The 11,587-nt window shown below is 52.3% G+C and carries 10 protein-coding genes; 4 read left to right on the top strand and 6 right to left on the bottom strand.

Going from position 1 to position 11,587, the window contains the following annotated elements; genetic code table 11:
* Positions 1–25: 25 nt before the first annotated feature.
* From VV869_RS12495 to VV869_RS12470, 6 genes are all read right to left on the bottom strand, one after another.
* Positions 26–721 carry a response regulator gene (locus tag VV869_RS12495; RefSeq protein ID WP_337735237.1) on the bottom strand — a complete coding sequence of 232 codons (696 nt, stop codon included), beginning with the start codon at positions 719–721 and terminating at the stop codon, positions 26–28.
* Positions 721–2,298: an ATP-binding protein gene (locus tag VV869_RS12490; protein ID WP_337735236.1), complete on the bottom strand. Its 1,578-nt coding sequence runs from the start codon at positions 2,296–2,298 to the stop codon at positions 721–723. The genes VV869_RS12495 and VV869_RS12490 overlap by 1 nt, the downstream gene beginning before the upstream one ends.
* A gap of 164 nt (positions 2,299–2,462) precedes the next feature.
* Positions 2,463–2,645 (bottom strand): hypothetical protein, encoded by a 183-nt coding sequence (locus tag VV869_RS12485; RefSeq protein WP_337735235.1) that lies wholly within the window; start codon positions 2,643–2,645, stop codon positions 2,463–2,465.
* A 29-nt stretch (positions 2,646–2,674) separates the two neighbouring features.
* Positions 2,675–2,908: a hypothetical protein gene (locus VV869_RS12480; RefSeq protein WP_337735234.1), complete on the bottom strand. Its 234-nt coding sequence runs from the start codon at positions 2,906–2,908 to the stop codon at positions 2,675–2,677.
* 168 nt (positions 2,909–3,076) lie between these two features.
* Positions 3,077–3,916 carry an isopenicillin N synthase family dioxygenase gene (locus VV869_RS12475; protein WP_337735233.1) on the bottom strand — a complete coding sequence of 280 codons (840 nt, stop codon included), beginning with the start codon at positions 3,914–3,916 and terminating at the stop codon, positions 3,077–3,079.
* 307 nt (positions 3,917–4,223) lie between these two features.
* Entirely contained in the window at positions 4,224–5,867 is a 1,644-nt protein-coding gene (locus VV869_RS12470; RefSeq protein WP_337735232.1) for a methyl-accepting chemotaxis protein, read from the bottom strand.
* Between the two features lie 409 nt (positions 5,868–6,276).
* Here VV869_RS12470 and VV869_RS12465 point away from each other — a divergent pair, with 409 nt between their 5' ends.
* From VV869_RS12465 to VV869_RS12450, 4 genes are all read left to right on the top strand, one after another.
* Positions 6,277–7,845: a methyl-accepting chemotaxis protein gene (locus VV869_RS12465; RefSeq protein ID WP_337735231.1), complete on the top strand. Its 1,569-nt coding sequence runs from the start codon at positions 6,277–6,279 to the stop codon at positions 7,843–7,845.
* Positions 7,846–8,026: 181 nt separating this feature from the next.
* The gene (locus VV869_RS12460) at positions 8,027–9,949 is read left to right on the top strand and encodes a RecQ family ATP-dependent DNA helicase (protein ID WP_337735230.1); all 1,923 of its coding nucleotides are present in this window, start codon (positions 8,027–8,029) and stop codon (positions 9,947–9,949) included.
* A gap of 172 nt (positions 9,950–10,121) precedes the next feature.
* Positions 10,122–10,472, top strand: coding sequence for a DUF3316 domain-containing protein (locus VV869_RS12455; RefSeq protein ID WP_337735229.1), 351 nt, complete (start codon positions 10,122–10,124; stop codon positions 10,470–10,472).
* Between the two features lie 557 nt (positions 10,473–11,029).
* On the top strand, positions 11,030–11,329 hold the full coding sequence (locus tag VV869_RS12450; protein WP_337735228.1) for a YfcZ/YiiS family protein: 300 nt from the start codon (positions 11,030–11,032) through the stop codon (positions 11,327–11,329).
* Positions 11,330–11,587 lie beyond the last annotated feature (258 nt).

Below are 11,587 nucleotides of genomic sequence, written 5' to 3'. Positions count from 1 at the left end.
ATTCTCTGTTTTCTTCAGGGTTTTCTTAGGCAAATTCGAGTTTATATCCGGCGCCATATACCGAATGGATCAGTTCGTAGTCCGGCTGAACTTCGGTAAACTTCTTGCGCAGTTTTTTGATATGGCTGTCTATGGTCCGTTCGCTGACAATCCGGTTGTCCCGGTAAATGGCTTCCATCAGTTGGCTGCGCGAATAAACCCGGCCCGGTGACGAAGCCAGAATATCCAGCATGGCAAATTCCACCGCAGTGAGATCCAGATCCAGGCCGTTCAGGGTGGCTTTGAACTTCGCTTTGTCCAATTGCAACGCCTGAGCTTGTGTTTCCTGCTCACGCTCCGGAGTTAAATGCTGCGGCACCAGTGCATAGCGTCTGAGCACAGACTTCACCCGCGCCACGACCTCACGCAAGCTGCACGGCTTACAGATATAATCATCTGCCCCGATTTCCAGGCCGATCAGGCGATCAATTTCATCGACTTTAGCCGTTACCATCAAAATCGGCACCTGCGTAAAGGTGCGCAGTTCCCGGCAAATCGAAATCCCATCTTTCCCCGGCAACATGCAATCAAGCAAGATGAGATCCGGCTGATTGGCCTTGACCCATGCTACGACCTGAGTGCCTTCATGCAGCGCACTGGTCTGGTAGCCCGCCGCTTTGAGGTAGTCTTCTGTCAGCGCAGCCAGCTGCACCTCATCTTCCACAACTAAAATATGTTCCATTACTGCTCCAGGGTAATACCGATTTGTATGCTCACGCCACCAAGATCTGAATGTTGCGCGGATAACCGCATGCCGTGGGCTTCGGCAATACTCCGGCAAATAGACAGGCCCAACCCTGCCCCACCAGACTTGCTGCGTTGCCGGGCCGGATCGGCACGGAACAGCCGTTCGAACATCTGCGCCAAGTCACCGTCTGACAATCCCGGCGCAGAGTCATTAAACGCGATGTGTAATCGGTTATGCAGGTGCTGGCACACCACTTCAAGCTTCCCGCCGGCGTCGGTATATTTCAGCGAATTTTTTAATACATTCGAAAACAGTTGCTGAACCCGGATCTGATCCAGCTCCATGGTCAGCCCCGCCATGATGTCGCGCTCACCGATGTAGCGAATGGATAACGACAGCCCTTTTTCATCAAAGGCATCCCGGTACAAATCGACACATTGCTCCATCAGTGCGATCGGCGATGCAGGATACTTATCGTAGCTGAGCGCACCGATATCACTGAGCGACAGCTCATACAGATCATTCACCAGGTGCGACAGGTGAGTCACGTTATGGTGAATCGACTTCATGGTTGACTCGCCGTTTTGACGGACACCATCCTGGACCGCTTCAACCTCTGCCTGCATGATGGCCAGCGGGTTTCTTAACTCATGGGAAATATCCGCAATCCACTGTTGCCTCGCCCGCTCATTTTGCTCCAAGACCGCAGCCAAATGGTTAATATCGCTGGCCAGTTGACCCAACTCATCTTCGCGCTGAATTTTCACCCGAGTGCCGTAAGTTCCCAGTGCCAATTGCCGGACCCCATTGTTAAACACTTCAATTGTTTTGATTAGCGAATGGGCCCAAGGGAGTGCAACTGCCAACGTCAGGCCGCAAGACACTGCCCAAATCCAAATCAGGCTGGCATTGAATTCATCGACAAATTGCGCTTCTGTCGCCTCGGCCAGGGTCTCGGGCTGGATATACCCCAGATAACCCAGAATGTCCCCGTTATGATGTAAAGGATGCAGGATCTGATCTTCATGCTGCAGCGGGCCAATAATTCTTTTCTTTTCCGCATCCAGCAGAAATACCCGCAGCTCAAAATCACTCGGAACGACATCCCCCAACCGTGGTCGTGGAAGCCCCGCGGGTCCTTCCCCGGCCATTTCAGATCCCGCCATCATGGGTGGCGGTGGTCGGCGATCACCTCGGATCACACCACCCGGCGGATCCGGTAAAAGCTCAACATCAAATTCTTTGGAATATTCCGACAAAGGTGTCGGCTGCCATTGCGGCTCTTCATCTTCCTGCTTGGTGCCATTCACCATGGCCGGCCACCAGTGATGCGGGCTCGCTCTGCGTTCCAGGTAGCCGGGTAAGTCCTGCTCCAGTAACTCGATCAGTTTTTCTACCCGTTGTTGCTCCGTGCTGTTCACGTAGCGCATCAGCCCGTTATCCATGGAGATCTTGGTTAGCGCCACCATGGTGACAGAGCCAATCAGGGTCGTCACCACAATCATGATGATGGCTTTTAACCGGATGTAGCTTCGGACGCTCCCGGTCAACATCCGTATCATTTTTCCCATATTCTGTTTGTCACTATTCTAAAGACCCGTATCCAAGCGTTTTCGGGCCACATTTGTTACAAGGATGAATAAGATACTGTTTTGGTTTGTCGGCGTCATTATTAACTTGATGAATAGGTTAATAAATGATGATTCCGTCACCGGGTCATACGGACTCACGCCGATCAGTAGTAAATGAAGTACACCTGGCGCTTACGGCGCAATGCTCCCCACACATCCCGGATCACCGCGTACAGCAAGGCGACAAAGCCCGCCAGAAACAGCAGCGAAATCACCATTTCGCCCAGAAACAAAGAAGACAACAAGCAAATTAGTGACAGCGACAAAGCGATATATTTCAACATCATTCATTCCTGTGATTAGCCGTGCGTTATGCTCAGGGCGCGAGCATGTCGGTTGAGTGATGACTCTGCGGATCAGTCGGCAACGTGCTTTCGTAACGTACGGATTGCACGACCGCAATGTGCGGGCTGGTTGTTGCATCCACAATAAACGCAATAATGACCAGGAAGTAGCCCAGAACGGAAAAGCTGATTAACCAGAGCTCTGAAGCGATCACAGACAAGTAGATACTGAAAAGTGATACAACTAGCGCAATATACTTGCTCATGTTCATCCTTACGTTGAAGAAACATCAATCCATGGCCGCCGCATGAGTAGCCATTTGAGAATGATGATGATCGTAAGAAGATATTGAGGAGGAATTAGGGATGAAATGTGTAAAGAATAAGGAAATCGGGTGCCGGCCGGATTCAGCCGACACCCCGGATTCAGCCGGTTAGATCACACCCAGCTCTTTCAGGCGCTCCATCAGGTAGCTGTCCGCGGTATGACGCTCAGACAGCACCACCTCAGGTTTCGGGTGCAGGAACAGCGGCAGGGAAATACGCGCTTTGGTCTTGTCAGTTCCTTCCGGGTTGATCACACGGTGAGTCGTGGACGGGAAGTAACCACCTGAAGCTTCCTGCAACATATCCCCAATATTGATGATCAGGTTGCCGAAGTCACATGGCACATCCAGCCAGTCGCCTTCTTTGGTTTGCACTTGCAAGCCCGGCTCATTGGCTGCCGGCAGTACGGTCAGCAGGTTGATATCTTCATGAGCACCGGCACGGATCGCCCCCAGCTCTTCATCCCCATTCAGCGGCGGGTAATGCAGAACTCGCAGCAGGGTTTTGTCACTGCCGTCGATCATGCTGGACAGTGATTGGGAGTACAGCGCGGAGACATGGTCAGGCGAATGTTTTTCAACCCAGGACAGCAACTCGGCAGCCAGCTTGTTGGCTTCATCGTAGTAGTTCTGCAGCTCTTCGCGCAGCGCTTCCGGGCACTGACCCCACGGGTAGAAATGGAAATATTCTTTGATGTCTTTCTTCGTATGGCCTTTCGCAATTTCAGACACTTCAGCCGGGAAGAAGCCGTCTTGCGTCGCTACATTAAAATAGTAGTCCTGCTTCTCTTCGCTATTGAAAAAGGTATTCCAGTGCTCATAGATTGAGCTCACCAGCTTCTGCTGGATCGGGTGGTTCTTCAGAACCCCGAATCCTGTGTTGCGTAGGGATTCAACAAATAGCGCTTCGGCATTATCGGCAGTGTAATCGACGGCTTCCAGTTTCATAACTTTTTCTTCTTTGGCTGACAGATTCGTACGAAGTATAACGATTCAGAGACATGTTCGACCCGGGCCGGTACGTCGCCGGACCCTGTTCATCCATATCGCATACCCTTAGTTTCAGCCGGATTTTATTGACTCTATCTGCGTGTCACAAGAAAGAAACACAATTGAAACCGAAACACTGCGTTTACTGACAGAAACAATAAAACGATTGCCTAACCGTTTGCGCCGAATACAACTGCGGGGCGCCGGTTTCCCGGCACCCCGCAAAGAAATGCGTCAGCGGCCAAACGAAGCACGCTTGATCAGATTAGGTCCTGAACTGACCCACCATTTCTTCAAGCTGACTGCATTGCTGGGTTAACGAGGAAAATGCCCGCTCCGTTGCTCGAACCCTGTCGACCATTTCGGTACTCATCTTGGCAATTTCCTGCACATTATGGTTAATGCTATCGCTGACCTGACTTTGCTCAGTCGCAGCCGTCGCGATTTGCAGGTTCATCTCATTGATCACATTCACTGATTCACTGATCGCATCAATCGACTGGTTGGCGGTATTGGCCTTCTCGACCGTGGATGTCCCGCTCGTACGGCTCGACTCCATGGCCTGCACGGCGGCGCGGGCGCCTTGCTGCAGCCGTTCGATCATCACCCGGATTTCCCCGGTGCTGTCCTGAGTTTTACTGGCCAGCGTCCGAACTTCATCCGCCACCACTGCAAATCCGCGTCCCTGCTCACCGGCCCGGGCCGCTTCGATCGCCGCGTTGAGTGCCAGCAGATTGGTTTGCTCCGCAATCCCCCGGATCACATCCAGGATTGAAGCAATATTGCCGACATCCCGCTCCAGATGGCCAATGACTTCGCACGAGGTTTCGATTTCACCGGCAAGCTGGTGAATCGAGTTGACGGTTTCAGTCAGGACAGAGCGCGTGGTTGCCGATTCCTGGCTCGCTTGCTGGGTCGCCCGGGCGGCTTCGTTGGCATGCTGACTAACATTGTCGCTGGTCAGGCTCATTTCCTGAACAGCTGTCGCCGCCAGTGCACTCTCTTCCTGCTGACGGGATGTTGTTGTAACCACCCCCTGCGTTTCTTCCTGAATTTTCACCGTTTCATAGCGAACGGCCTCCAGGGTCAACGCCACCTCAATCATGGTACAGTGGATCCGGGAAACAAATTCATTGAAGGCATTGGCCAGTTCGCCGATTTCATCTTTTCCGTCCGCTTCAATCCGCTGGGTTAAATCCCCATGCCCGACCGCAATGTCCTTCATGGCCAGGGTCAACCGTTTCATCGGGGCGCTGACCCACCCGGACATGACCCAGGCCACCAGCAACGACAGCACAATCACAACCACAATCCCGGCCTCCATCAGGAAGGTCACCGTCGCCAATTCAGCATCCAACAGCTGTAACAATTGCCCCTGAGCTTGCTTAATATCCGCTTCCATCGCCTGAATATCCTCACTCAGCCGATTCAACGCCGCGTTCATCTCCATCTGGTGCTGCGTGTAGTACGCCTCGGCATTTGCCGGACGCTGGGCGATTGCCTGGTAATGTTTGACCCAGGCTTCAAAAGAGGTCTCCAGCGACTGAAGTCGCGCCTCATACTGCTCGGGAACAAAGCCGACTTCAACAAGCCGCCTTGCCGAAAGCAGTGCCGGCAGCGCCGCTGCAGCACTTTGCTCCAGCTTGAGCTGATTACTTTTCACCAGCACTGGATCATGCTCAGCAAGGACAATCCCCTGCCCGGCAGCAACAACCTGATAAATATCACGGTATCCGGCTTCGATCTGTTCCAGGACCGGCTGCATTTCATCGGTCAGCAAAGCACCGGTTTCCCCCTGTTGCTTGGAAGCCATTGCGACCCAGACAAACAAGGCTGTAAACAAGCTTACGACCACCAGAATCGGCACCACAAACTTCCATCGAAAAGAGAGGCCTTTAAACCATGCCATTGTTATTTCCTCGAGCGTATGAAGATTGCACACTGAATCACCACATTAGCGATTCGGTATCATTGCTACCAGAAATAAACCTATACAACATGGCACATATACGATTATCTTCTTGTTTTTTGTGAAACAAAACCAAGTCATTGCAGCAAATTGAGCGAATGGTTACTATATAAATGCAATTGAATCTCAATTCCAGAAGGAATGGCACAGTTATTACAGCGTATAAAATATGTCTTCACGCGGTGATTTTTCCGTCAGCGCCAATGTGAAATAATCATTTTTTTCGTGTCACAATTAACATTATTATATGTATTATCATTAATATATTGATACACCACAGTCTCTGTGCTTTTATACCTTCGCTCAACTACACCTATAAAAAATATCGTTAATGTCAGGCTCACTCAGAATGTCCGCAAGTCACACCATTCCCAACATTGCTCAAGAAGTTACCTTTCCGGAGGGAGAGCAGCTGGTCTCGACCACGAATCTCAAAGGGGTCATTACCTATTGTAATCCTTCATTTTGCCGGGTCGCTGGCTACCGTGAAGAAGAACTGATTGGCCAGAACCACAATATTATCCGCCACCCGGACATGCCAAAGGCTGCCTTTGCGGATATGTGGACCCGATTACGCGAAGGCAAAGCCTGGCGTGGGGTGGTGAAAAACCGAACCAAAAGCGGTGGTTTTTACTGGGTAGATGCTTACGTCACGCCAATCTACGAACAAGGCCAAATCACCGGCTACCAGTCCGTCCGTGTGAAGCCGCAGTCGCAATGGGTCCAGGTCGCGACAACGGCCTACCAACAGCTACTGAAAGCCGAACAACGCGGCCGAAAACAAGCGTTTGCCCTGCCAAGCAGTGTGAAATATGGTGCGCTGGGTATCGCCTGCGCTTTACCGGCCCTGAGCGGCTTTCTCGATGATGGGGTCAACATCCAGAACCTTCTCAGTCTCACGCCGTTGGCCGTGCTTGGATTGCTGTTTCGCCAGGAGTTGATTGAAACCCCGCTACGCCTGAAAGAGCTCCGCCAGCAATATGACAGTATCAGCCGCCTGATTTTCTCCGGCGACGGCCAGTTCTCTGTCGCGGACTACCACCTGAAAATGGCATCTGCCCGAATTCGTACCGTGCTGGGCCGGATGACCGACTCTGCCGTCCCATTGCATGATTTGGCCGATCAGCTGAGCGATTCCGCTCACCGGGTGAACCAGGCGATTTCCACCCAGGACAGTAACATCCGCCATGTCGTGGATGCGATGAACAGCATTGCTGACTCAGCCCGCACCGTCGCTTCCCATGCCTCGGACAGCAATAGTTTGCTCGATGAAACGCGTTTTCACTGCGATCAAACCCGGGATCAGCTCACGTCAACCCAAGGCAGCCTGCAAGCCCTGTCGGCGCAGGCCGAGCAGGCCACCGAAGCCACGCATCAGCTCAGCGGCGAAGCCAGCAAGGTCAGCACTGTGATGGCTGAAATCAATGGGATTGCGGAACAAACCAATCTGCTGGCGTTGAACGCCGCGATTGAAGCCGCCCGCGCCGGTGAGCATGGCCGCGGTTTTGCGGTGGTTGCCGATGAAGTCCGCGCGCTGTCTTCCCGCACCCAAAGTGCGACAGAGCAAATCCAGTCCAGCATTGCGCAGATGCTATTGACCATCAACGAATGGCAGTCACTGATTGAAAGCAACCGGGATAAAACCAACGAGTGTGTCGATATTGCCGCGAAGGGCGCAGAATGCCTGGAGCAGGTTGAACAGAACATGCAGGCCATCAGCGCGCTGATTGGCCAGGTGTCCGGATCGGCATCCGAGCAGGAACACTTGTCTGCGCAAACCAGCCAGCACGTGCATGCCATTGCCCAAGCCTCGCAGCAAAACCTCGACGAAGTCAGCCAGGTCGAACACACCAGTCTGATGCTGAAAGAGAAAGTCGATGACTTCCATCAGCTTGCTGCACGCTTCGAGGAAAAATAACCGCCCTGCCGCCATTCGCCCCTGAGTGGCGGCACATTTTCTCATTTCAATACCGGCTTCATTCCTGAGCATTCAACCCGAAAGCCCCTCGGAAAACCGTCATTTTTATCTTCTCCGACGTGCACCGGATGCACGGCTGCGTTACCATCAGGGCTTCCTTCAGAGCCAGGCATTTCGCGTTATGTATCAAGACACCCTGCAACACTACTTTGGTTTCGACAGCCTCCGTCCCGGTCAGGACGCTGTGATCACCCGGGTCTTAAGCGGTCAGTCCGCTTGTGCTATTTTTCCGACCGGCTCCGGTAAATCACTGTGTTACCAACTTCCGGCGGTCCAGCTGCCCCACCTCACTCTGGTCATCTCGCCCCTGCTGGCCCTCATGAAGGATCAACTGGCATTTCTGCACAGCAAGAACATTCCGGCAGCAACCATCGATTCCACTCAGAGCTGGGAAGAAAACCAACAAGTGATGCAAGCCATCCGGGACGGCAACATCAAGGTGCTGATGATTTCCGTCGAGCGGTTAAACAACGAGCGCTTTCGCCAGTTCATCGCCACCATTCCGATTTCACTTCTGGTAGTTGACGAAGCCCACTGTATCTCCGAGTGGGGACATAATTTCCGTCCGGACTATCTCAAACTGCCGCAGCACCGTGACTGGCTGAAGATCCCGCAGGTTCTTCTGCTGACCGCGACAGCTACCCCGGCCGTCATTGAGGATATGCGTGAGAAATTCAGTATTGCCGAGGACGATGTCGTCGTCACTGGTTTCTATCGGCCGAACCTGGATTTAACCATCACGCCGGTTGCAGAAGTCCAGAAACAACATGCGCTCCTCGCGCAGTTATCACCGACCCAGCCGACGATTGTCTACGTGACGTTGCAGAAAACCGCCGAAGATTTAGCCCTGTGGCTCAATCAGCAAGGCTTTGAGGCCCGCGCCTATCATGCCGGGATGGATGCCGAACGTCGCCAGCAGATCCAGCAGGATTTCATGTCAGGTGCCTGCTACTGCATCATCGCCACCATCGCCTTTGGCATGGGGATCGACAAAGCTGATATCCGCCGGGTGATCCACTATGATCTGCCCAAATCCATTGAAAACTACAGTCAGGAAATCGGCCGGGCCGGGCGTGACGGCCAGACGTCGCATTGTACGGTGCTGGCGAATAAATCCAGCCTCAACGTGCTGGAAAACTTTGTCTATGGGGATACACCGGATCTTACCGCCATTGATGCCGTTCTGGGTCAAATCCAGAGTGCAGGCGGCCAATGGGAAGTGATCCTGTCACGTCTATCCCGAGAAACCAATGTCCGTTTGTTGCCACTCAAGACACTGCTGGTCTACCTGGAAGTACACGGCATTATCGAGCCGCAGTACACCTATTTTGCCGATTACCGCTTTAAGCCGATTTTGGCGCCGGAGGCCATCATCGAGCAGTTCCAGGGAGAAAGGCGTCAATTCGTCAGCCAGATCTTTGCCTGCTCTCCAAAAGCGCGAACCTGGCATACGGTTGATTTTGATGCGCTGTGGCAACAGGCTCAAACGGATCGGAAGCGTGTGGTAGCCGCCATTGATTATTTCAATGAGAAAGGCTGGATCATCCTGGAAAGCAAACAGATGACTGACGTGTTCCGGATCCTTGACCCGCAGTTTGATCGGGCATCTTTGGCGACGACCCTGTATACACTGTTTAGGAATAAAGAAACCAACGAAATCGGCCGGATCCAGCATATGATCCGCTTCTTCGAAAGCGAACAGTGCCTCAGCCATTCGCTGGCCCATTACTTTGCGGACCACCGTGCGCCCGAACAATGTGGCCATTGCTCCGTGTGCCGGGGAGAGCCCGCAACACTACCAGCCGAAGATACGTTGCCGGAGATTTCAGCCAACATGCTCCGGGCGTGGTGCGACCCGTTTCTGAGTGCGTGTCAGCAACGGCCTTCCTCCGCGGCAGTCACCCGTTTTCTCAGCGGGATGTCCTCCCCTTTACATACGCAACTCAAGGCGCGGCAAATGAGCGGTTTTGCCAAACTGGAGGCCTATCCGTTCCAGCAAATCCGAACCCAGGTTGACGAACTTTACCCGCACCTGTCGGAGTAACTCCCTGAGATGTTGGGGCAATTGGGTGCCCCAACATCTGGTATAGACCTAACTATCTCTATTTTAAATAAAAAATGACTTTTTTCTGAAATATTTCGGCAACAGAAAGGTCTTGATCCCAGGTTCTATCAACCAACCCGGCTTACCGATGTCGTAAGCCAAGGAGCGAATCATGATCAAGCTACTTAGTGCTGTTGTACTCGCGGGGATCAGTCTGTCCGCAAACGCTTTTTCCTGGACGTCCTATCAAGACACCCGCTACCTCACCGCAGCAACCGGTGATAACGAAGCGCAAGTGACACAGCAAGGCATTGCCTTCACCAAGACAATCGAAACAGCCTCGTCGCAGCAGCTGAAAAAATCACTTGGAATTTATGACGATGGTCTGCGCTCACGATCAGTTGGCGTCGAACACGCCCAGCTCGCAGTGCAGAAATACCTTACTGCATCCGGCACACCAAGCTATCAGGCAATCGTGAAAGTCAATTATAGCTACGATGTTCAGAACCGCAGTCGGGACTAAAATTGATCGCAAGCCTGGGGTGCGACGGCATTGCGCCATGCACAGCCAACCAAAGAGAGTACTTTGAGTACTCTCTTTCATCGCATGCCATAACCCCCCGTTCTGAACCATCAGCCCCCAAAGACGCGATTTCGCTCACTCATTCTCCGGAACACCCCCAATAACGTCATTGCTCCCAACCCTGCATCATAGTTAAAATCTCCCGTAAATCATCGAATTGTCGGCATTAACCCGAAAAACAGTCCTATTTCTCTCTTTTCAGGCCATATAACCCACAGCTTTGCTGCCTGCCAGGCATGGTTACTTTTTCATCAAGTTGCGAAAACAGACACCACGAAATGATCGAAGGAGCGATAGAAGTCATAATTCGGACACAAATTCGAACAGTTTAAGATCGAACACGAATCCTCCATCACCCGGCAACCTTCCCGACAGACCCGTCTCCGACGGGTCTTTTTCTTCCTCCAGCAAGCCGGAACTTGTTTTAAGTCATAGCGATCCCGATCACATCACATTACACTCACTGGTATATCGGTACAGATCATGAAGAGATCCCTATGGCAAACGAAGAACTGGACTACCAACCCTGCGATGCATGCGGTGTTTCCGCTGAAATGGGCTTTATAATCAAAGAAGGTGATGATGTCGCTGAGGTAGAGATTACTGGTCAGGGCAAAGCGATCCTCGAAGCCGAACTCCAGCGTTACCTGGCCCTGGCCGCTGAGGTGAACGCAAATTATCAGTATGAAGTGACCCCGATTGAAGACGACAGCGAGTCACTGCATGCCCGACTGCGATTTGAATGCAGCGCGGAAAAACTGATTTTTGAACTGAAAAGTCGCTCACTGGCGCGATAATTTTCTGCTGAAACACAGAAACTTCAGGCCACCATCGGTGGTGGCCGCCTTTTATCCCCTGCCTGCCATTTCGGACCAATCTGCCTCTTAAGACCTTCGGCTGAATGACAACACTGGTCTGATGTGACCCGTCACTCATTCGCATCTATTATTAGTGAATGCGCATATAGGATATCTTGCGTTTTTGTACTGGTAAAACCCTTCACTTTGTATGACAATGAAAACGCAATATGCTCACCTAAGCATAAATTGTCAGTT

This window comes from Photobacterium sp. MCCC 1A19761 (assembly GCF_037389125.1).
Classification (GTDB): domain Bacteria; phylum Pseudomonadota; class Gammaproteobacteria; order Enterobacterales; family Vibrionaceae; genus Photobacterium.
Note: the sequence above shows the minus strand (reverse complement) of the source record. Positions and strands in the feature narration are given on the sequence as shown.